At 42.6% G+C, this 23210-nt stretch carries 21 protein-coding genes and 1 pseudogene; 4 read left to right on the plus strand and 18 right to left on the minus strand.

From position 1 onward, the window contains the following. Positions 1–20: 20 nt before the first annotated feature. Positions 21–365: a PAS domain-containing protein gene (locus tag ACFQZE_RS04300; RefSeq protein ID WP_379354013.1), complete on the plus strand. Its 345-nt coding sequence runs from the start codon at positions 21–23 to the stop codon at positions 363–365. Positions 366–740: 375 nt separating this feature from the next. Further along, positions 741–1199: a DUF2690 domain-containing protein gene (locus tag ACFQZE_RS04305; RefSeq protein WP_379354015.1), complete on the plus strand. Its 459-nt coding sequence runs from the start codon at positions 741–743 to the stop codon at positions 1197–1199. A gap of 180 nt (positions 1200–1379) precedes the next feature. Here the strand turns inward: ACFQZE_RS04305 and ACFQZE_RS04310 are convergent. The 6 genes and pseudogenes from ACFQZE_RS04310 to ACFQZE_RS04335 form a co-directional block, all read right to left on the minus strand. Next, positions 1380–1517: pseudogene (locus tag ACFQZE_RS04310) on the minus strand (DinB family protein); the annotation flags it as partial. A gap of 126 nt (positions 1518–1643) precedes the next feature. Further along, positions 1644–2915: a fibronectin type III domain-containing protein gene (locus tag ACFQZE_RS04315; protein WP_379354017.1), complete on the minus strand. Its 1272-nt coding sequence runs from the start codon at positions 2913–2915 to the stop codon at positions 1644–1646. 303 nt (positions 2916–3218) lie between these two features. Continuing rightward, a complete protein-coding gene (locus tag ACFQZE_RS04320) occupies positions 3219–4577 on the minus strand; it encodes an RICIN domain-containing protein (RefSeq protein WP_379354019.1) in 1359 nt (452 codons plus the stop codon). 558 nt (positions 4578–5135) lie between these two features. Continuing rightward, complete coding sequence (locus tag ACFQZE_RS04325; protein ID WP_379354021.1) at positions 5136–5567, minus strand: hypothetical protein; 432 nt, start codon at positions 5565–5567, stop codon at positions 5136–5138. Between the two features lie 638 nt (positions 5568–6205). Further along, on the minus strand, positions 6206–6682 hold the full coding sequence (locus tag ACFQZE_RS04330; protein ID WP_379354023.1) for a GNAT family N-acetyltransferase: 477 nt from the start codon (positions 6680–6682) through the stop codon (positions 6206–6208). Between the two features lie 339 nt (positions 6683–7021). After that, positions 7022–7414: a hypothetical protein gene (locus ACFQZE_RS04335; protein ID WP_379354025.1), complete on the minus strand. Its 393-nt coding sequence runs from the start codon at positions 7412–7414 to the stop codon at positions 7022–7024. A 481-nt stretch (positions 7415–7895) separates the two neighbouring features. Between ACFQZE_RS04335 and ACFQZE_RS04340 the strand changes: the two genes are divergently transcribed. Both ACFQZE_RS04340 and ACFQZE_RS04345 read left to right on the plus strand, forming a co-directional pair. Beyond that, positions 7896–9485, plus strand: coding sequence for a helix-turn-helix domain-containing protein (locus ACFQZE_RS04340; RefSeq protein ID WP_379354027.1), 1590 nt, complete (start codon positions 7896–7898; stop codon positions 9483–9485). A 93-nt stretch (positions 9486–9578) separates the two neighbouring features. Beyond that, positions 9579–10592 (plus strand): ABC transporter substrate-binding protein, encoded by a 1014-nt coding sequence (locus tag ACFQZE_RS04345; RefSeq protein ID WP_379354030.1) that lies wholly within the window; start codon positions 9579–9581, stop codon positions 10590–10592. 80 nt (positions 10593–10672) lie between these two features. Here ACFQZE_RS04345 and ACFQZE_RS04350 read toward each other — a convergent pair whose 3' ends face one another. The 12 genes from ACFQZE_RS04350 to ACFQZE_RS04405 form a co-directional block, all read right to left on the minus strand. After that, positions 10673–11143 (minus strand): DinB family protein, encoded by a 471-nt coding sequence (locus ACFQZE_RS04350; protein ID WP_379354032.1) that lies wholly within the window; start codon positions 11141–11143, stop codon positions 10673–10675. A gap of 241 nt (positions 11144–11384) precedes the next feature. Next, positions 11385–12155, minus strand: a complete 771-nt coding sequence (locus tag ACFQZE_RS04355) for an ABC transporter permease (protein WP_379354034.1) — start codon at positions 12153–12155, stop codon at positions 11385–11387. Continuing rightward, positions 12148–13068 (minus strand): ABC transporter ATP-binding protein, encoded by a 921-nt coding sequence (locus tag ACFQZE_RS04360; protein ID WP_379354036.1) that lies wholly within the window; start codon positions 13066–13068, stop codon positions 12148–12150. The genes ACFQZE_RS04355 and ACFQZE_RS04360 overlap by 8 nt, the downstream gene beginning before the upstream one ends. After that, positions 13065–14597, minus strand: a complete 1533-nt coding sequence (locus ACFQZE_RS04365) for an alpha/beta hydrolase family protein (protein WP_379354038.1) — start codon at positions 14595–14597, stop codon at positions 13065–13067. Before ACFQZE_RS04365 ends, ACFQZE_RS04360 begins: the two co-directional genes overlap by 4 nt. Before the next feature lie 80 nt (positions 14598–14677). After that, the gene (locus tag ACFQZE_RS04370) at positions 14678–15601 is read right to left on the minus strand and encodes a sensor histidine kinase (RefSeq protein ID WP_379354040.1); all 924 of its coding nucleotides are present in this window, start codon (positions 15599–15601) and stop codon (positions 14678–14680) included. A gap of 5 nt (positions 15602–15606) precedes the next feature. Beyond that, positions 15607–16302 carry a response regulator transcription factor gene (locus ACFQZE_RS04375; RefSeq protein WP_379354042.1) on the minus strand — a complete coding sequence of 232 codons (696 nt, stop codon included), beginning with the start codon at positions 16300–16302 and terminating at the stop codon, positions 15607–15609. 181 nt (positions 16303–16483) lie between these two features. Further along, the gene (locus tag ACFQZE_RS04380) at positions 16484–17407 is read right to left on the minus strand and encodes a DMT family transporter (RefSeq protein ID WP_379354044.1); all 924 of its coding nucleotides are present in this window, start codon (positions 17405–17407) and stop codon (positions 16484–16486) included. A 71-nt stretch (positions 17408–17478) separates the two neighbouring features. After that, positions 17479–18897: an NAD(P)-binding domain-containing protein gene (locus ACFQZE_RS04385; protein ID WP_379354046.1), complete on the minus strand. Its 1419-nt coding sequence runs from the start codon at positions 18895–18897 to the stop codon at positions 17479–17481. Between the two features lie 286 nt (positions 18898–19183). Beyond that, complete coding sequence (gene murI / locus ACFQZE_RS04390) at positions 19184–19960, minus strand: glutamate racemase (protein WP_379354048.1); 777 nt, start codon at positions 19958–19960, stop codon at positions 19184–19186. A gap of 284 nt (positions 19961–20244) precedes the next feature. Next, positions 20245–21237 (minus strand): LCP family protein, encoded by a 993-nt coding sequence (locus tag ACFQZE_RS04395; protein ID WP_379354050.1) that lies wholly within the window; start codon positions 21235–21237, stop codon positions 20245–20247. A 29-nt stretch (positions 21238–21266) separates the two neighbouring features. After that, the gene (locus ACFQZE_RS04400; protein WP_379354052.1) at positions 21267–21965 is read right to left on the minus strand and encodes a hypothetical protein; all 699 of its coding nucleotides are present in this window, start codon (positions 21963–21965) and stop codon (positions 21267–21269) included. Positions 21966–21995: 30 nt separating this feature from the next. Beyond that, the gene (locus ACFQZE_RS04405; RefSeq protein WP_379354054.1) at positions 21996–23102 is read right to left on the minus strand and encodes an acyltransferase family protein; all 1107 of its coding nucleotides are present in this window, start codon (positions 23100–23102) and stop codon (positions 21996–21998) included. Between the last annotated feature and the right edge of the window lie 108 nt (positions 23103–23210).

The following is a 23210-nucleotide window of genomic DNA, read 5'->3' on the forward strand; positions in this document are numbered from 1 at the left end:
TAGAAAGGTGGCTTTTATATTTGGATAAACAATTAAGCGATGTTGACAATGGATATATGGTTTTAAATGAAGAGTATAGAATCGTTTATGCTAATGATGCCTTTCAGAATCTAGTGGGATCTGATTATGATAGTAAGGGATTAATAGGATGTCGATTTGACATTTTTCTGCCTCCTTCTGGTTCATTGTTTTTCCATTTGCATTTTCATACACTCATTTTAATGAATGGAAAAGTTGAAAATATGAAGATTGATATTAAATCTATAAGTGGAACCGAATTTATAACCATACCTATTCGGATAAATGCAGAAAAACGCGTGCAGGACGGAAAAGTGCTATATGATTGTTTTATAGTTGTTGAATAAATGCTATTCATTTAGCGTTTCCGCATAGATGAATTGGCTAATCAATAGAACAGAAAGTCATGTAAAAAGGAACCTGTTTAAAGGTTCCTTTTTGACGTGTCTCAGCTTGCCACTAAGTACCCCCACTATCTCTCACTGATCCTCTTTAAAGCCGGTAAGTTTGAATGATGAATAGACTCCCTACAAAATAACCCTATAAATCCTCTTGCTTGAATGAGAAAATTTTAATACTACAAGATTCAGGTTACTTCGACATTTACACGATGGTAATATATGTATTAAATAACAGATGGAGGTGAGGCATCAGAAAGAAAGTTGGTTTATCTTGCAAAAGGACATAGTCCAGCAAGAAGTATATTAAAATTTAGGAGGTTTATGATGAAATTCAAAAAAGTTTGGCTTGTTATTGCTTCTCTAACTGTTGCATTGTCTCTCTTCCCTTCTGCTGCATTTGCTTTACCCTACGATGGGGCTAGTCCAATTACTTCCGGCTGTTCAGCAGATGCGGTTGTAAAAGCGTCCAAAAGATTGTCTAATGGAAAAGGAACGGTTGAATTAAGGTATAGCCCGAGCTGCAAAACAGCATGGGCGAGAATAACTATGGATAGTGCAGCTACGTATAACTGGGCAGCGAATGCAGTCATTCAAAGAGAACACGATAGTAAAACGTATGCTTGTCAAGATCCAGGAGGAAACGGTGTAGTTAACAGTGGTCAGCGCTCTTGCTATACTCCCATGGTTTATGATGGACCTGGATATAGAGCAGTTGCATCTGGCGGTCACTTTAACTCTTCCGGCGCCTTTATTGGAACTGCAACTACTGCTTATTATTAAAAACGTCATTATTAAATGATAAAAACCTTCTGAAACAAGTAACATATGCACTTATTTTCTCTAAACCGCTTAGTCTTAATGTTAAGCGGTTTTTGTTTTTTACTCTGCTGCCCATGATTTATTTTCTCATTTGCACTTCTTCATACTGGGCGGATCGTGAGTTGCTGCCTCTGTAGTCGGTTAAAATAATCCTCGGCGAATGAGATTCGCCGTCACGGGAACTTCGCTCACTTCCCTCGACCAAACAGACAATTGACCCATATGGTGGATTTCATGAGCGATGACATGCCGCATAATTTCCCCATATTTGAAGATTTCCGTCTCTCCCGCTACCTCCTTCTATTATTATGCAGTTCAACTTACAATCAGCTATTTATGAAAACATGTTTTTGTCTTGTCACAATAAAAAGGCATCCTTTTAAGGATACCTTTGCACACTATTTATTAAGGCGTTGCTATATCATATTCATCTACTTCAAACGTTAAAATTTTTCCAAATAGTACATATTCCACACGTGATTTGAACGGCCCGTTGTTCCATGTCTTTACAAACTTGTACCTTTCTGAGCCAGTTCCTGCAGCTTTTAGATCATACCACTCGATAAAGTTATTGATGTCGGTCATGGACAAGTCATATTCCTTCTCCATTCCGTTGATTAACGTAATTGTCAAAATACCGCGTCCGACGTATGGCTCTTCCGGTGTAACTTGAACCGCACTGCTCTTTGCCGACTCATTACTATTCCCATCAACTGCTGTAACCGTAAACGAGTAAGTTACACCATTAGTAAGCCCTACGGCTTTGTACGTTGTTATTGGTGCAGCAACAGTTGCAACATATACATTGTCCTTGTATATTTTATAGCTAGTCACATCCGACTCTATGTTCGCCGTCCAACTAAGATTAACCTCAGTGTTACCCGGGATACCTTGCAAACCAGCAGGAATAGCAGGAGCCGTCGTATCAGGTGCTTGCGGTATAACTTGAACCGCACTGCTCTTCGCTGATTCATTGCCGCTTCCATCAACTGCCGTAACCGTGAACGAGTAGGCTGCGCCATTAGTAAGCGCTACAGCTTTGTATGTTGTTGCTGGTGCCGTAACTGTTGCAAGAAATACATTGTCCTTATAAATGTTGTAGCTAGCCAAGTCAGGCGCAGTATTCGCCGTCCAATTTAGATCGGCCTCGGCGTTCCCTGGAATGCCCTGCAAACCAGTAGGTACACCGGGAGCCGTCGTGTCAGGAGTTAAATGACCAAACACATCAAACTCAACAAGCGTCATATTTCCTGAAGTTCGACTATTTCTAAAAGATACTTTCGCAACATTGCTTACTGGAGTTGTTAAGTCGATTGTAACTGTCAAAAAACCTGTAGTAGCGCGAATATAGTTGTGTGTAAAGATTGGGGAGTTTGATTGATCATAAAAAATGATTTCCAAATTGTCATCTGATCTTAGTTTTATACTATTTATTGTTACTAGTTGCGAAAAAGCATACCAACCCATTTTACGTGTACTAGAATCTAGTAAGTAAGCTGTGCTTTCATTTCCATCTGTCCACTGCGTATGAGTAGAATTGATCTGATTCGCATTTGATCCACCGTTAATCACTTTACCTTGAAGTAGTCCTCCCGGATATGCACTTACCGTACTACCGTTATTTATTAAAGCCACTAAAAATGTGAATACTAATAAAGCAGCTAAAATCTTCTTCAATTGAAAGCCCTCCCAATTTTTAATATAGAGAATTAACTAGTATATCAATCCCCACTCCTTCCCTCGTTAGTACGCTTATAATACCCATTTTTATACAACATTTACAGTATATTCATATAAAATTTTAAAGTATAGAATTGGGGGTTAACGTAAAATAAATCCTTATCTAGCCTTGACTCGTTTTAAAAAAAGGGGGGGTGACATAAAAAAGACGCTACCAGCAGCGCTGACATAAAATCCAAAAACCAAGGACGGCGCAAGTTATTCCAGTCCGCCCTTGGTTATCCTTTTGGAAATTATGCGCTAATTAAGCTTCCCTATTTGCCATTTCTGAGCATCAGATCCGTTGTCCTGCCACTGCTGTATTTTGGTTCCATTGGCGGTGCCGCTCTGAGTAACATCCAGTGCTTTTCCGCTATGCTTGTTAATGAATTTATAATACCCGTCGTTTGTCCTTACAATTTTCCATAACTGATGATTGTGACCCCAATAAGGCCACAGGAGCACGATATTACCATCAGCAGTACCTCCATTCGCAACCTCCACCGCTTTACCGCTTCCTACGCCGACTATCCGATAATATCCGTCTCCATTATCTATGAACTGCCATTGTTGATTATTGCCTCCGTGGTAGTTCCAAATGTGAATCCTTGTACCATCAGCTGTCCCATACCCTTCCGCATCCATCGCTTTATTACTATTCTTATTTATAATCTTAGCAACGTTTGGTATAACGTCAAAGCCTGCCTGAAAGTTATAGATTTTTTTGTTTTGACCCGTCGTTCCAGATGTTTCTCCGTTTTGCTTCCAGTCTTGGTGGCCATCCACCTGAACGAATGAGCGGTAGCGAATTTGATGATTCGGCGCATTAAGCAAACGCATCTCTAAAGCTTCTAGACGACGGTGCTGTCCGACCGTTCCCGCCATCTCACCCTCCGATACCCACGATTGCCAACCGATCCCTTGAACATAAGCGCGATACTGGAGTTGAGTCCCGGGAGGTAGAATGAAAGTATCCTCTACCTGGAATGTAATCGCTTGCAAATAATTAGAGCCAGAATAGGCCGTATCACCATCGTAAAAGGGGCCCACCCATCCTGTATTATCGAAGTGTGCAATATAACTTAGTCGGGGTAATGTAAGAACACTAATCGAATTGATAGACAGATGGTTACCCAGCCCCACTGCTTGGCTTGAGATCTCAATATAATTCATTCCAGGTTCCGATTTTAAAGGGACAACGATACTTTGTGGCGAATCATTGTACGGCAAGTTTACAACGGAGGAGTAAGTTACTTCGGAGCTTCCATTATGATCATAAATGTTCTTCAATAAAATTGGAGTATCTGTGTAATTTGAGATGCTATAACTTATTTTGATGTCATAGTTCTGATACAGCGGAATATCTTCAACGGCAAATCTAATCTTTCCACCATTTAACAAAACACTTCCGTTCGGAGCAATTTGTGGTGTGCCTGTACTTGGACAATCCGTCGATGGACACGGAAGCAATTGTGCTTCATTTGCATAGTAAGTTCTTAAAAGAGTACTGTATGGGTGCCCTGAAGCTTTGTTACCAAGCCCCCCAGGAATCATACTGAAGAATAGAGCACCCATGAGTGTTACCACTAAAAGCTTATAAATCCTATTTTTGATCACCATCAATAACCTCCCTAATTTGGATATGTTTGATCTTGAATGTCACTACCTAGTGACTACATCACTCTCCCTTTTCATATAGGCAAGCAGCTGGTTAGATGTTATCATCCCCCTTTGCTTCAGCTACTCTTATTATACAAAAGAAACCTTGTATATATAGGGTAATTATCTTATTTTTAGTAATTTGGTATGAAAGAATCGAAAAGCGATTCCATTTGGAAAATACGCTATTTTCCGAGTTTTTCGCAAACTACTTAGAAGAAAAACAGAGAAAAAAATCCATGTCACTCTATTATGAAGTTTCGAGTAGAAAAAAATGCATGTGAATCGTAGGAGCGATTTGCATGCATTTTTTTCAGTTTTAGCAAATCCGGTTCCATTCAAAGCCTTAGTGATTTGAGCTTGATTTGTGATTTTGTTAGACATCGGGAACCAGTACACATTCTTGGATTCATGCGACATGGATAAATCAAAAAACGCGGCCCTCTATTAGAGGAACCGCATTTTAATAAGAGCGAATGTCACACACCGTTTGATTCTACTCTGTATGCCAAATGATAATTAATTATACCAAGTCCAAGCATTTAAATTACTCCATGTGCTTCCTGGAGGAGCGATAAAAGATACTTTATAAACTCCTGACCAGAGATTGGGTTGTCTCGGGTCATATCGCAAATCTGACAGACTAAAAGCTTGGCTTTGACCATTCGCAGTGATCAGCCTATTCTCTCCTTGAATAACATACCAATTGCCATCAGAATTTTGTTTCCAAAGTAATACGGCTATTTCTGCCGTGCCATTAGGTCCGTACGCTTGCGATGATGGAATCGCAACATTACCGCTAACGGCCATTTCCGCACCGTTTAACCATAATTGTCCCAAATATAATTCTTGAATGCTGTTGCCGGACGCAGAGGTCGTGGCGCTGAACGAGAACATAAGCATCATCGTGGCCATCAACACGAAAGTCAGTTTGTTCATCGATTTCTTCATTAAGAATCACCATTCCTTAAATAAAATGTGAATAGCAAGAACATCCTTGGTGTCCGGAATTTTGCAGTATTGCTCAAAACCGCTGAGTTTACCAGCGCCGTTCCTATCTGAACGATCGTGGTGTCGCAAACATCAGCCGTAGAGCATTTTGACATTCTGGGATTTTTCTTCACATCTTTTCATTAAAGAATGAGACTATTCAGCCGAACTCTAAGAAGGTTACAAATCGATCATAGCGTAAACAATGGCAGGAGATAAGTACCATAAAACATGGTACCTAGTTAGCGATATGGATAGCCATCTACTTGAATTAACTGTTCCGTCTGCCTCTTTGAATATGAAAATGCGGAAAAACATCTCTTTTGTAAAAAGCTATATATGCTCAGCACTTTCTGAGTTTTTTAATACTCTACCTAACTTATCTAAAATAATTCCAATAGCACGCGCTTTATCATCGTTCCTATCATAAAAATCTAAATAAAAAAACCTACTGCCTACAAGAGGCGATAGGTTTTTAACAAGCGCGGTACCACTCTACTTGACTCATTTTTTAAGAACAACGAATCGTCTTAGAACCCGATAAAGGAGGTTTCTCGTTAAGGCCTAAAATATAGTTGCTTTCCAACACATCTTTTCCCTTATTCTAACTTCAAAATGAATTCTTCAACTTCAACAGCCCGTGCTTCAGAGAATCCCTTATCCTCCCCTATTATGTTGAATCCGCATTTTTCCAATACACGAATAGAAGGCTTGTTGTCCTTAGCCGCGCGAGCGTAAAGGGGGCGTCTCTGTTGGCAATCAACCAAAAATTGCGAAAGTCCCAAGGTTGCAATCCCTTTTCCCCAATACTTTCGTCCAATCCAGTAGCCTACCGTTTGCTCGCCGAACATCTCAAAGCTTGCTACATATCCTGCGACTTCTCCATTATACAAAACGGTCTTTTTCATCATTGTATCGTCATTTAAAACCCGTTCCCATCTTTCGTCAAAAGCAGCTCTATCGGCCGGTTCCTTAACCGTAAATGCGGCCATTCGATTGGCATCCGCATCTAACTGCTGCTCATAAAAGATGACAAGGTCCTCGGCGGAAACATCACGCAGCATTACGTTTTCCATACGCCACCTCTTCACGGAAAAATTGATTAGTTTGCATAAAAAATCGCTGAATAAAAACTGCTTAGTGGTTCCAGAAACCTCAATGTCATGGAAGAAGCATTTGTTCTAATATTATCATATCATTTTCTCATACACTTATTAATTTGAGATTTACTCGTGTTTCAGCTTGAGGACGCTACTAGAGATTCTTCTGGTTATTTTTATCCAAGCTTAAAACGCGGCTCTCATAAAGAGAAGCCGCGTCATAATGTAGCAATTGCGTGATTTTATGATGGCTATCAAATGCTCAAAGCTGCACCGCGCGCAGTGGGCGGTACGGGTGTCACCAAGCGTAAGCGGTTAAATTGCTCCACGGGCTGTCCGGAGGACCGATAAAGTCACTTTATATACTCCTGATTGGAGATTCATTTGTCTCTGGTCATATCGCAAATCATTCGAACCAACGAGTTGGCTCTGACCATTAGCAGTGACACTGATATTTCTCCCTTGAATATTGTACCAAGTACCATCGGCATATTGCTTCCAAACTAAAATAGTTACTTCTGCTTGGCCATAAGAGTCAGCATATTGTGACGGGATCGTAATATTACCGTAAGCCGCCATTCTTGCACTTTGGAGCCATAATTGTCCCGAATATACCTCTCCAGTGCTATTGACCCACGCAGATGTTGTAGCGCTGAACGAAAACAAAAGCATCATCGTCGCCATCAGCACCAAGGCCAGTTTTTTCATCGATCTTTTTATTAAATATCACCATTCCTTTAATAGAATTTTGAATGCCATGAACATCCTTGGAGTCGGGAATTTTGCAATAATGCCCAAAAACGCTTATCTAACCAGCGTCGTTCCCATCTGGAGGAATCGTTGTATCGCGAACAGCAGCTGTTCAGCATCCTAACAAGACCTTCGTCTCCTTTCAGTAAATAACTAGCTTTAAGCACACTTGAAAAGGCTTACAAATCAAGCATAACGTAACAATGGCATGAAGATAAGTACCGTAGAACATAGTACCCCGAGAGCCGTATAGATAGCTATTAAACCGAGCCCCCCTCATTGACATGTCTTTATAAGGGAGTTAAACCTTGCTTGGTTCCTCATAAACCTAAAATTGTTAAACAAATAACCTGCATATCGTCATTTCGGATTTGTTTTGCTATAATACATATCAGATTAATTAATTGATAATGATTATCAATATTAAGGAGAGAATTTAATGTCTAGCGCTCATCCCTTCTTTATGCCAATTTCCATAACTAACTTGAGATTTTTAAAGCATGGCAGAGAAGGCGCAGAAACGCCCTTTTCCCGGATACTCATTATTTGGGGCGGTAAGGGCACGCTTTATGTGAATGATCATGAATATGAGATTTCTCGTGGCAGCGTATTTCTTTGTAGCAGCATTCCACAGCTCAATCTTCGGCTTCATTCACTTACAGCTCTTCAAGGATTATGGATTGAATATCAAGGATTAGCTTTAGACGGGTCCAATCCGACTGGATTGGAGCACCCTGTTCCTCTTCATCGTTGTCCAACTAGCATCATCAGGCTGGCAAGCGAATTAGAAAAACAATGGGGGGAACCCCAATCTTCCACGTCTTTTCGACTACAGCAGCTTTTTACCGATCTTCTTGCAGAGCTGTCAAAAGAAATCGCCGATAGACACCTGCCATCCAGCTTTTGGCTTCAAAAAATATTGCAGATTATGGAGACTCGTTACAACGAAGATTTATCGAGAGAGCTAATGGCTCGACTAGCCAATATAAGCCCTGAACATTTTTCCCGGATGTTTCGCAAAAATATGGGGCGTACATTTAATGCCCATCTGACGCTGCTTCGAATCAGAAGCGCTCAACGCCGTATTTTAACAGGATCGCCTAATTTAAATAAGCTTGCGCAAGAAGTAGGTTACAAGGAAGGTTTATATTTAAGCCGTAAATTTAAAGAATCCGTTGGACTATCCCCCACCGCCTATCAACAAAAACATAAGCGTATCGCAACATTGAATCTGAATCACACAGCATCACTCATTGCTTTGGACATAACGCCCGAGCTTGGAGTGTATACGACATGGCTAGAACGAAATTTCAAAAAAATAACGGGTAAAACGGTCCAAAAATGGAATCCTTACGGGCACTCGCCTGCTACTTACTACTCTACAATTGCAGATGTTAATCCCGATATTATTATCAGCTATAACAATTCGGAGGAAAATCATCGTTTTTTACCATTGGCTCCTGTTATAGAGCTTCCTTTTATGACTATGAATTGGCGTGAGCAGTTCCGCATGATCGCAGATATCGTAAACAAAAGGCAGAAAGCGGAAGAATGGTTAGCACATTATGATAAACGAGTAACGATTATGAACGATCAACTTGATAGTAAGCTTGGGTATCGCGGGACTGCGATTGTATGGGAGATTGGTGCGAGTACAGCCTATTGTTGCAGCCCGAGCTATGGGAGAGGATGCCAAATTCTCTACGATGATCTGGGCTTTCGTGCGCCAGCCAACATGCTTGATCAAAATTTATTGTCACGCGGCTATGTTGAAGTCGAACTTGAATCCATATCCTCTTATCCTGCTGATCATATTTTTATTACGGCGCTTCCCTCTCACTCGGAAGGTCGACATCGCCTTCAAAAACTATTCCGTTCAGCGAATTGGCTTAAGCTCGAAGCCGTCCGGCGTAATCAAGTTTATGTGTTAAATGATCCAGAACTGTTCTGCGGATATGATCCTCTCTCATCTCAAGAGCAGCTTAGCACACTAATGAGAGTAGTGTCGGAGCATCATAAATTTGCATAATGGAATATCATTAAAAGCTATAGTCATATGCGGATATTTCAATTAAAGTTTTACTTGAGAATGATTATCGTTACAACTAAGGAGGATATTCCATTGCTTTTGCATCAACATTACACTAAACGCAGTTTGCTCGCCCTTATTTGTACTATTTTGCTGTTATCCATCATTACCGCCGCTTGTGGAACCACTAATTCCAATAAGAACGGCACCACTACTGGTAATAAGGAATCTGTAACACAATCGGAAAAAGAAAAAGAGGCTCCTTCCGATTCTAATGAAGTTAAAACGATCACAACGGTTAATGGAGATATTGAAGTACCCGTTCATCCGAAAAAAATTGTGGCAGAAGAATATCTGGGCAGTTTAATAGCTCTAAATGTGATTCCTATTGGCGCACCTGGCTTGACAATAGAGAACTATTATTTCAAGGAAGCGCTGCAAGGTGTTGCAGATACTGGTGTTTACGGTAAACCTTCCGTGGAGCAAATCCTTAAGTTAAATCCAGATTTGATCATTACCGGTAATGGGGAAAATTACGCACAGCTAAGCAAAATTGCGCCGACTGTCGTAATTCCATACGGGGATTTAAAAAATGCTCATGAAGAATTGTCCTACTTCGGTGAGTTGCTAGGCAAGGAAGCTGAAGCCAAAGCTTGGTTAGAAAAATATGATCAGCGCATTGCAGCAGCCAAGGCTAAAGTAGATGCCGTTATCCCTGCTGACGCGTCCTTCTCCATTATGGAAACAAGCGAAAAGACAACATGGGTATACGGCGATAACTTTGGACGCGGAGGTCAACCTGTCTATCAAGCGCTAGGAAGAATTCCTCCTGCTGAAATCAAAGATGAAATTATGGAAAAGCAATGGGCTGAAATCTCTGCTGAATTGCTCAGCAAATATGCTGGAGATTATCTCATCATTACTTCCAACACCCTTGTTGTAGATGACTTTAAAACGGAACCGTTCTGGAGTACCCTCCCTGCTGTGAAAAACGGGAACATTTATGTGTGGAAAGAGGAACGCTCTTGGTATTACGATCCGATTGCTGTTCTTGCCCAAACGGAAGAACTTGCGGATTGGCTTGTCAACCAAGCGAATAAGAATTAACGATGATGCCCGTTCTGGGCCTACAAAAAAGCCATGGCCGTTAATAAGGCCATGGCTTTATCTGTCCCGCTGCCATTCTGTTAAAATAATCCCCGACGAATTAAATTAGCCGTCACGGGAACTTTGCCCACTTCCCTCGACCAAACGGACAATTGACCCATATGGTGGATTTCATGAGCGATGACATGCCGCATAATTTCCCCATATTTGAAGATTTCCGTCTCTCCCTTTGGCGTTACTTCCAATAAGTCATTGAATTCCATTTCATGGGTCCACGACATGACAAATGGACGAACTTTCTCGTGACACTTGGCGGATAAGTCCATTACCTTCTGCAGGCTGGCATAGGATTCGAACGGCTCTGAGTACTCCGACTTCCCTTGCAGATCAGATATCCAGCCGGATTCCACATTTACAACATGATACAATGTGTGCAAAATGCCTCCGATCCCGCCTGTCCGCTTCTTGAGCAGGTCTTCTTCGGAAACGTCTTGGCACCAAGCGAACCAGTCTTGTCGAACTTGCCAATTATACTCGAATAATTTCAACATCCCTTTTCCTCCTAATAAAATGCTGAATTTTAAACATAAAAAAGACCACGGGCAATCAGCCCATGGTCAGAAATCGAAAGGACGCGCAGAGCGAATCCTAAATCATCATCTGTTCATAAGGGGGGCTAGTTGCGGTACAACATCTATGAGGTTTTTATTCATAGCTCCCACCTCCTTTTTCAATTCCATAATCTTACATGATGATATCCGGCGTGTCAATCTTTTTTGACCGGCTGAAGTTTCAAAAACCGCTATGGATATCCGCCTTCTCGTAATAGACGATGCAGAAAAGAAGTGAAACAATGAACGTTGCGCCGAGGATCACCGATCCTTGAACCACATATGGATTTGGGCCGCTTTCCGCCAAACCTCGCCCCAGCTCCCGAACCGGCCAATAAGGCATGAGCCACGGAAAAAGAATGACTCTCATCCCATGTCCCAATTCGCCGATAAGGGTGACGATGCCGGTGAGTGCTCCGAGCACCGTCGACGGGATGACGCTTTTGCCGACCATGCTGAGTGCGGCCGCTACGGGTACAGTACCGAAAGCTAGCAAGCAAGCTAACAGGTTCATTCGAATACCTGCCCAAACGACTGCCCAATCGACGGATTGCGTGAAAAAAGAGACGATGCCGGTGGCGGTTACTGTGACGCAAGACAGAGCCGAGGTAGCAACGATCAGCGAAAATACGGCTGCCAGTTTGGCAATCAGAATGCTCACTCGGGAGATCGGGTAAGAGAACAACTGGTTGATCGTGCGTTCATGATATTCGCGCGAGAAAATATATCCGGTCATAAGAGCGAACAGGAACGGCGACAGAATCGTAATCGTCATCCCTTGCCGGTAGAACATGTCCTGCAAGTCTATCCCCACGTTCATGCCATCGGGCAGCACCCTCGGCATAAACGCGTACAAGGTGACCAGGTTAGCCGGCAAAGCTCCGAAAATAACGAGCCAATGCACCTTTGTGCTTTTCAGCTTAATCAGTTCCGCTTGGAAAACGTTAAACAAACCGTTCACCCCCTGTGATTTTCAGAAAATAGTCCTCTAGGCTGTCTCCCGACAACACGAATTCTTTGACGCCGACTCCATGCTCTGCCAGCATCGAGCTGATCAGTTCCGGATGCTCCAGATGGTTATATACGCGAAGGGCACCGGGACCCGATATGGCATAATCAATGGTTCCCAACTTCTGCTCCAGGATGAACGCAGCTTTCCGATCGTCTGTTACCTTGATCTCCAGGTAGTTTCTGCTTTTCTTTCGCAACGTCTCCCGATCAATTTCTTCAAGCAATTGTCCATTATGGATGATGCCGATTTTTGACGCCAACTGTTCGATCTCGCTCAACAAATGGCTGGATATGAGAAACGTAATGCCGCGCTTAGCGGCAAGCTCTAGGAAAAGCTGTCGCATCTCTTTGATTCCGCCCGGGTCGAGCCCGTTGGTCGGCTCGTCCAGGACAAGCAATTCGGGCTGATGAAGCAAAGCTCGTGCGATGCCGAGCCTCTGCTTCATGCCGAGAGAATAGCTCTTTACTTTTTGATGTTTGGCGTCCATCAGCCCGACCGTCGCCAGAACGTCGTCTATTCGTTCCTTGTTGCCCATGCCCATCAGACGACGATGGATTTCCAAGTTATCCGCCGCGCTCAAATTCAGATAAAATCCCGGATATTCAATGATGGAGCCTATTCGCTCCATCGCTCTGCCTTTGTTACCGTGCAGTGCGACCCCGAACAGCTCGACTTCCCCTGCCGACGGATGAATCAAACCCATCAGCATTCGCAGCGTCGTCGTTTTTCCCGCACCGTTCTGCCCAAGAAAACCGTATATATCGCCGGACTGAATGCTCATGTTCACATCGTTAACGACTGTTTTGTCGTCATAGCGTTTGGTCAGGCGATGAGTTCGCAATATGTCGTTCACTTCTGTGCCTCCCCTTCCGTCAAATTGACTTTCTGAAGTTGCGGATAATGTTCGAGTAATGATTCAAGAGAATCCTTCGTTTCTCTTTTCAGGTGCTTATTAAGAAAGGTTGCAGTAACCGCCTTCGTAATAGCCAGGCACCTTTCGGAGGCGGTTTCCCCGTTAATTCCGATAAATTTATGGAACCCTTTTCCTATAAAAAGTCCAATGTCCGTAAATTTCATATGCGCGCTGCCTTCGATCGTATACAAGCCGTCGGAAGCTTGTAACGTTTCGGCGAGACCGACGATCGCCTGTTCCTGTTGCCTGTAGATGTCCATATAACCTTCTTTGCCTCCGTATGCCGAGGCAACGGCATTCTGTTCTTCGGCGGTCATATCGTCCCATTTCTTCATTGGGGGCTTGCGATTCGTAATTAGATCGGTACTAAACTCGTCATTCGCCAGCATGAGGAACGGTGCTGCCGGCTTTGTCTGATCCGGAACTAGATAGACGGCGCCGTCTAAATTAACTGCGGCCTTGATTCTGCTATCATTGATAGCCAAGTTGTAGGCCGAGGCGCCGCCCAAGGAATGACCGACAACACCAATTCGCTCCATGTCAAGCTTGCCTTCGAAGATGGAGACCGACTCCCCTGTAGTCAGCTCCATGAGCTTATCGATGACGAAGCTGACATCGTCGGCCATGATCTGCGTGATTGTCGCCAGAGGGTCGCCTTCATCGAAGCTGGTGGTAGCATCCCGATCCGTAACGACCTCGTCCGGAAGCTCGGTCGCAGACGCTATGTAGGTATGGTTGACCGCAACAACGATGTAACCGCGACTCGCCAAGTCCTCGCATTGCGAAGCATGAACTTCTATAGTCGTGCCACCGCCATGGGAGAATAAAACGATTGGGTAGTTCGCTTCATTTCCGGACAGCGCCACTCCTTCTTGAGCATGTGTCCGAACCAGCCGCAAATGGCTGAATAGAAACTCCGGCATGCGGTAACCTCTGGTGAATGCCTCGATGAGTTCGGGAGAATTATGAAAATAGGCGGTGCGCGGCTTCGATTTATCCTTCGTCGCAGGATAGTATATTTTAACCGCCAATTCCCTCTTGTCCGTCGATCCTTTCAAGAACGGTTCGCTGCGCTTGTCATCCGTCAGGTAAACATACTGAACGCCGACATTATAGTCCCCAGTTAGTTTAGGAAGAGAAAATACGGGGAGCGCATACGCCATAAGAGTCGTCAGAGCCAGGAACAAGACGGACAAGCCAATTGCCGCTCCTTTCACAATTTTGGCGAAAGTTTTGGTTTCCTTGGGCTTGAACGATAATCTCATTGCGACGTAAATCGTAAACAGAACAACAATTCCATAAGCAAAAATCATCTGGTAGCGTATACCCTCGACTGCGGTATGAAGACCGAATACAGCCAGGTTTGTGCCTGCGAGCGCGACCAGACTAGCCTTGGACCAATGTTTGCGCAATCCTGCGAACAGGGTAAACAAATTCATGACAACTAATGTGATTTCAAAAATTCTCATTTGGCTTCCTCCTTTAGAAGCCAATTATACAGACGCGATCTAACAAACCGTTCTCGTATTTCTAACGAAGTTCTTAACTTTTATGCCTTCTTCAGGCTAAATGAAAACGTAGTTTTCTCGCCTGGCACGCTGGAAACAGAGATTCGGCCGCCTTGTTTTTCAATCAAGTTTTTTGTGATGGTCAGCCCCAAGCCTGTACCGCGAATGGAAGCGTTTCTCGAAGCCTCTCCCGTATAGAAGCGCTCGAATACGCGCGGCAAGTCTTGCGACGTTATGCCTGCGCCGCGATCCCATAGGTCTACCCATACCCAATCCGTCTCATCCCGAAAGACGATGCCGATCTCTCCGCCTCCCGAACCATAGCGGAAAGCATTCGTCATCAGGTTCTCCAGAACGCGGCGCAGGCAAGACGGTTCCGCCATTACGTATCGGGGGGAACATGAAATTTCAACAACCGGCGTAATCTCTGCATTTTGAAAAGCCGGATAAAATCCGACTAGAACCTCTTGCACGACTTGGGTTAAATTTACCGAGTGAAGCTCGGCCTGCGAATCATCGGATTCCGAATTCGCCAGTTCGAAAAATTCCTGTAACCGCTCACTCAGAACATTTCCTTTGTCGGCAGCTATTCGGATAAAGTCACTTCGTTCTGTGGCCGTCAGCGACGGATCACTTTGCAAAACTTCCATATATCCAAGCAAAGATGTCAGCGGAGTGCGCAAATCGTGCGAAATACTGGCAATCATCCGCTTGCGCTCCTCCTCCAGAAATCGGGTGCGCTCGAACGTTGTTTGAAAATGATCAAGCAACCGGTTCAATTCACCGCTCAATTTTTCGACTGGCTTGCGCGACGCAAGAAGACGATAACGTAGATTGAGATTGCCTGAACGAATTTCTTCCGTTGTGCGGGCGAGCCTCTTGATCTCGCGAAGCAAACGAAAGTATTGAAGATGAAATGCTGAAACGGAAAGAAGCAGCATAATAACGACAATCTGAAGCCACATATATATCACCTCTCACCGAGCTTATAACCGAATCCCCACACCGTTTGAATATAGGCGGGGGTGGATGGGTCTTTCTCGATTTTTGACCGAAGCCGGTTAATATGAACCATAATCGTGTTCTCGTCGGACAAACTTTCCTCTCTCCATACCCTTTCGTAAATTTGAGACTTCGTGAATACACGGCCGGGATGGGTTAAGAACAGTTTAAGGATGGCAAACTCTTTGGCGGTCAATGTCTTGATCCGACCGTCGACAACCGCCTCACCTGTGTTCAGATTCAGTACCAGGTCTGCATGCTTGATCGTCTCGGCTTCAATACCGACAGCGTCCAATTGAAATTCCGTATAGCGGCGAAGCTGCGCCTTCGCTCTGGCAACAAGCTCGCCAATCGTGAACGGTTTCGTCATGTAGTCGTCGGCGCCGAGTTCAAGAGCCAGAATTTTATCCATTTCTCGATCCTTGGCTGATAAAATAATAACGGGAATCGTTCCCTTAGCTCGAATCTTCCGCAGCACATCATGCCCGTCTGCATGCGGAAGCATCAAGTCCACAATAGCGAGTTGGTATTCATGGTGAGTCAGGCAAGAGAACGCTTCGTTTCCGTCATAAGCAGGATAGAGCTCGAAACCTTCTTTCTCCAAATACCGAACGATGAGCTGGTTGATTTCTCTATCATCTTCAACGACTAGAATTTTTTTCATAGTAGATGGCTCCCAACAAGGTGATATGGATTCGCAATAATTGACCTTCGGAAAAAAGAAAAGACCGTTCGATCCAGTCGAACGGACAATAGAGATCCACTACTCAACAGTATAACAACATGATTAATGTCATATAAACTATTTTTTAGTAAAATAGAGAAATAAGGTGTAGATATACTCGTTACTCTTTCAAATTAAGTTTTGATTGCGATTTATTTAATAATGATGCCCTCCCCTTGTTTCCACGATAATTCACCAAATAAATACTTGCACCAACAAATAACAGCCCTGCGACAAGGCGATAAGTTACCGGTTCGTCTAAAAACACTGTGCTGTTGAATACTGCAATGATCGGTACAAGAAACGTGAATGTACCGACTTTACTCGCCTCCCCTGCATTAATAAGTTTATAGTAAATGATAAATGCCAGTGGAATGCCAAAAGTGGCGCCGTATCCGAGTCCAAACAGATACTTACCATTCCATTCAATAGCTGACCAGCTTTCAACCATGGATCCTGTGCCTATTAGAATAACTCCGCCAATAATAAACTGCAAAGATACCATCCAGAAAGCATCTATTTCGTTGCCCACCCTCTTCACATAAACCACACCAAGTGCCCAGCTAACTGCTAGTAGCAACCCTAACACAACACCAATGATCGATACATGAACGGTTAATCCGTCTACACTGACCACTACAATTCCTAAAAATCCGGTAAATAAACCGATTATTTTTAACAGCGACATACGCTCTCCAAGCCAAATCCAAGCAAACAATCCAAGTAGAACTGGCTGGAAATAGACTAGCACTGAAAATAGTCCTCCCGGCAAATAATTGAGCCCTATGGACTGTATCCCAAAAAAGAGAATCGTATTAAAAAATGATGAAATACAATATTTTAACCAATTTTCGCGCCATTTGATCCTGTCTCTCATTTTATATAAGAGCAATGCAAGTATAAGACCGCCAATCAATGCACGCATACCTGCAAATAATAACGGGGGCGTGTAAGGCACAGCCATTTTATAAATCGGCCAACTTCCACCCCAAATAAAGACCAGTAATAGTAATGCAACCGTCGATTTTGTAAATACCTTCTCCAATTTTCTATCCTCCTCTCATTAGCTGGATCATCCATCCGGAAAAAGCGATTTTACTCAAGAAACGATTTTTCTCAAGAACCCCTCTTTGGCCATTCCCCAACAAATTCAGCTTCATTATAAGAATAAAAGGTTTTCAGAATCTCCTCACGATTATCCGAGAACAGCTGTTCTGCCACGGCTGAAGCTAGTCTAGGTATCCCGTTTTTCATTCCTGGAAGCGAAGAGGCTGAAATACCGCAGCTAACTAAAGCCGAATAGTTAAAAGCAAAAAGCCCGTAAAGAAGTTTTGGATTGTTGTTATCCCGGCATGTGAACGTAAAGTCAGGGCCAAGGTAAGGATACGCATCAAGTTTAGGGCTCGCGATTTCAGAAGGCGCTTTATAATAGTCGTCCCAACGGGCAATATGTCGTTCAAAAAGCTTGAGCTCTGGACGTAAAGAATGATCGGTTACTGCGCCTGTGGAAATAATGAGGAAATCAAAGGTGAATTTACCTTGTGGAGTAGTGACAACAGCCTTTTCAGCTTCATATTGTACGGCAAGCCATGGCGCACCTATGTGCAGCTTAAATCCGGGGTGTGCAGCTGCACGTTCAAATGTGTCGTTTGTAGGAGGTTGATGATTGAAGTAATGGATCATAACGGAATATTTATCGGCATCAGATAAAACATGAAACCGTTCGATTAGACCTGACGCCGCCATTTGTCGAATCGCGTTAATACGTGGCATTTCTGTACGGCGTACAAACACTTGAGCTGATCCGGCACCCTCGGTTAATGCAAAATTGGCATTGTCAAAAGCTGAAGCTCCACCGCCCAAAACGGCCACCTTCTTGTCTTTAAGAGCACCAAAGTCAATGTTTTCCGAGGTGTGTGCATAGAGGTGGCGAGGTAAGGTTTCGGAAATGATAGACGGTATATGCCACTCTCCGCCGCCTTGAATACCAGTTGCTAATATAACCTTACGGGCAAGTAATGAGTGAGACGATGCTCCAGCGCCTTCAATGTGCAGTCGATAAATCCCTTCCCCTGCCCGCTCAATAAGCGTCGCCTTTACCTCATTAACAAGGGGTAATTGAAGAACCTTTCGATACCAACGCAAATAGTTCATCCAATCGTTCCGTGGAATCTTATCGATTTCCTCCCAACTATGCGGTCCAAATTGGGCTTCCCACCAGGAGCGAAAAGTGAGAGAAGGAACTCCCAGATCAATGGATGTCAAATGTTTAGACGTGCGCAATGTCATCATACGAGCGAAAGTGACCCATGGCCCTTCGTATCCTTCAACGTTTTCGTCGATGATGAGGATATTAGATATTCGTTCTCGCAAAAGCCCAAAGGCCGCACCCAAGCCACATTGGCCGCCTCCTATAATCACTGTATCGTAGACATGCCCCTCACGATGATGGACTTGGCTTACCCAATCCTCTCCTCCAAATGCAAGATACGAAAGGTCTCTTTTTACTTGTACATTTAATTGTTCTAAACTCATCAATTTCATCCCTTTCTATATATAACTTCATTTTTCGTCTTATAGGCAATAGTGATCGATTTTGCCCATTTTAATAAGACTTTCTGATATCACAGAAATGGACTCACCTCCTTATTTTGAATGAAACTTACCATACCCCCCTATAGTATATATAATGTTAGTTTATTTGTACACTAGAACCTCTACAAGTAAAGCCATGTTCCAACTGAAACGTTCCATTTCAGTTTCTTCAACAAAATAAAGCTCGATGAACCTGAATATTAACTTGGTTCGTCGAGCTTTATTTTTAAATTTCATCTAATACTTTAAACAGGTTGTGGTACTTAGATAACAGGAATGGATCAACAACCTCTACACCAGCTCTATAAAAAATGATGTTGCCCGTACCTTCTATAGTCGGAGGTTTTAATTCCAGTATTCGCTTCAAATTTTTTGCCGTTCCAATACTTCCAGAAATAAAATGCACATCTTTCGGAAAAAACGTTTTTAACGCACCCTCAAAATAAGGAAAATGTGTACAGCCGAGCACCACCGTGCCGTACTGATCTAAATCATAAGAAGACAATTCTTTTTCTAAATAAGGTATAATTTTATTTTCATCAAATTCAAAGCTTTCCGCAAACCGAACAAGTCCTGGAAGCGGTAGACTGTCTACAATCTCCCTCTGATCGATTCGATGAACCAAATCATTGTATTTCTTCCCCTTTAAAGTTAGACTTGTCGCTACGACTAAAACCTTTTTCTTTCTTCCTTTCAACTGTTCAATGGCAGGCTTTATAGCCGGCTCGATACCTAGTATTGGAAAGTCATATTGACTTCGAAGTTCCTCAATAACAAGACTCGTGGCTGTATTACAGGCAATAACCAAAGCCTTAACCTTCTGATTAGCTATAAAATCCACAGCATTTACGATGAATTCTCTTACTTCTTCTTCTGTTTTCTCTCCGTAGGGAGCATTGGCAGTATCTGCGTAAAAAAGATAATCTTCGTTTGGCAATATCTTCAATGCTTGATGAAGTACCGTGATTCCACCTATGCCGGAATCAAAAAATCCTATTCTCATAAATCCACTCTTCTCTTTGATGATTAAGAACATTGGATATTTTATCAATACTCCTATTTTATTACTATCCCCCTTTTAGCTCAATATTAAAGAAAGCTCATCTTTTAAAGCGCTTTACAGGAAATAACTACTCCTTCCACAACTAAATTGGCTGCGCAGTATTGATGAACTGTGACACTATTTGTAGTTTTGTAGATACTTATTAATATGCTTAAACAATACAGTTAAAAAGATGACTCCTGTATTCATCAGGGGTCATCTCTATTAATGTCATTAAGTATTAATCAGTGTTGCATGGAGTCCTCATTATCTACTGAAACGGACTCATCCGGTTCAATCTGATCTCGAACATATTCTTTTAATTCAGCATGACTTGTTACGGCCAGTACCGATGCTTGACCTACCCTTGTCCCCTTCAGCAAATTCATTGGAGGGATTTGCTCACTCCCCTCTAGCTTGCTTTCATATCCTACCGTAGCCAGTTTCCACATATCGTTAACCGATAAATTAGTATCTACATAAGGAGCGATTTCCTCAAGAATGGAAGGTAATTTCATTATGGATGTCGTGTTTTTTAATTTTACGACAAGCGCATTTATGAATTCCCGCTGTCGTTTCGTTCGAGAGAAATCTGACGCGGCATCTTGACGAAAACGAACATATTGCAGCGCTTCTTCCCCATCTAAATGCTGCTTACCTTCTTTCAGATTAATATCATATTCATGCTTATCCGCTTTACTCTCATAGTTCATATCCTTTTCAACATGAAAATCGAGTCCGCCCACAGCATCCACGAGTTTTATAAAACCTTGAAAGTCTGTGTATACGTAAAAATGGACCGGAATTCCCAGCAAATCACTTACGGCACTCATGGCTGTTTCGGGTCCGTGTGTGATGGCAGTATTAATCCGATTTTGACCATGTCCTGGAATATCCGTATAGGTGTCACGAAGAATGGAAAACACATGGATACGCGCACTCGCTGGATCCAACGAAACAACCATCATACTGTCAGACCTAGGAATCTCCCCTTTTTTTGTTCCGCGGGCATCTACACCCATCAATAATATATTAACAGGTTCCGTTCCCGTCCACTTAGGAGGATCAACGATCTTCTCATCAATAGCCCTAACCTCATGAAATGGAGAGTTTTCTGGAGATTTATTCAAATTATCCAATCCTCTATAAATAGAGAAGACATAATAAAGAACATAAGATCCAACAATAATCAGAATTACAGAAATAAAAATTAATATTCTTTTCTTTTTAAGCGACATTTTGTTCTTCCTTTCTAGGCTGTAAAAGCTTACTCTTCTTTTAAAGCTTCTATTAGAAGGGAAGCATAATATTGGGCGCCTTCCGAATTTAAGTGCACCCCGTCATTATAGAAATATTCTTTTTTCCCTTCGCTAGCTGTGTACCAGTCTACAACTTTAGCATTATCAAATTCGCTGACGACATCCTTGATATTCTCATTGACCGTATCTTGCCATCCTTTTGGAACTCTAACGTTAACTACAAAAACCTGTTTGTCGGAAAGTGATTCTAACAAGTTGTACAGTTGTTTTTTATTAAAACTGCCGTTTGTACCTAGTTGAATGATGATTGTGTCACCTACTTTACCGAGCTTCTCCAATTCTGCGATGACATTTTCGGCTTGAGACATTTGTTTGCTGACCTTTCCGTCAACTGTGATTTTGGGAAGATGTTCCTTTAAATATGGTTCGACTCCGATAATGACGGAATCTCCGATGACAGTGATTCCTTCCCCATCGAGTGACTCTAGTTCCATGCTTTGAGACTCTTTAGAATCCAATTTATTGTTTTGTTGTGGCTGAGCATTTTTTGAATCATGCTGATGTGACTTCGCTTGTTGGTCGCCTAATTCTACTTGTTCTGGCATTTGAGAAGACTGTGCGTTGAGACCTAGATATCCCAAAGCGAAGAAAAAGAGTGCGCCCCCCAATACCATCCATAGTTTTCTTTGTTTCTTTCTTTGTCTCATTTCCATTCATCCTTTCTTATAAAATACATATTAGCGAGTCCAGAAATTTCCCCGACGAATCGGCTCTTCCACATACTTGTATGAAAATGAAGATAGAATTACAATCACTATCAGTTGCAACAGAACTTGTATAAATCCTGCTTCATTACTATTGGCCTCTGGTCTAGTCAAAATAATAACGGGATAATGCCATAAATAGAGACTGTACGATCTTTTTCCAATCCAGATGAGGGGCCGGCATCCTATAATTTTCCCAAGTCGACTTGCAGGGTGCACTAATACTGCAATGACCACTACAGTAACCAAAGACAAAATAACAAAACCGAATTGATATAGTAAATCGTCATATTCATTAGTACGATAGATCAACACAATTAAGATGAAGATGGCCACCGTACCGAGGAAATCAAGTATGGTTCTGGCAGTAAGTGAAACCTTATCGTTCATCCTCCAGCTCGGCCAGACGATTGCTAAGATCGTTCCAAATAGAATGCCAAATGCTCGTGTATCCGTTCCATAATATACTCTGCTTGGATCCGTCCCCGGCACATACATGACTGCCATTGATATAGCGGATAAAAAGGCCAAAGTAAAAATGAGCACGATAAGTTGTCCTCGTCGTGGAGCCAGCTTCATGCTAACCAGCAATACGATCGGCCAAACGATATAAAACTGTTCCTCAATGGAAAGTGACCACAGATGTCCAATTGGAGAAGCAGGACCGAAACTCTCAAAATATGAAACTTCATTATAAATGAGATACCAATTATTGACGTAAAATATGGAAGAGAGGAAATCCCCCTTCAATGCCAGTAATCTGGCGGGGTCTGTAATAAGCAACAATAGTGCTACTACAAAGAGCATCCAAACCATGGCAGGTAACAGTCTACGAATTCTCCTAATCCAAAATTTCAAAATAGATATCTCTTTTTTCTCCTTCCACTCCGTTAGGATATGGTCGGTAATAAGGTAGCCTGAAAGAACAAAAAATACCCCTACCCCCAGCAGCCCACCTTGAGCCCACTCCATATTGAAGTGATAAGCAACTACAGCTAGAACAGAAATGGCTCTCAACCCGTCTATTCCCGGCATGTAGCGTTTTTTTGTTGATAGATTTTCCCACTCATGTTGATTCATTCCTTGTCTGCGTAAGAGCCTTATGTCTTAAGTTTTTCTCTAACTCAATATAATAGTTGGATGTCGCTAAAGTTTGATGAAAATGCAAAAAAGTTGTTACTAACCTTG

This window comes from Paenibacillus sp. GCM10027627, from assembly GCF_042675505.1.
GTDB lineage: Bacteria > Bacillota > Bacilli > Paenibacillales > Paenibacillaceae > Pristimantibacillus.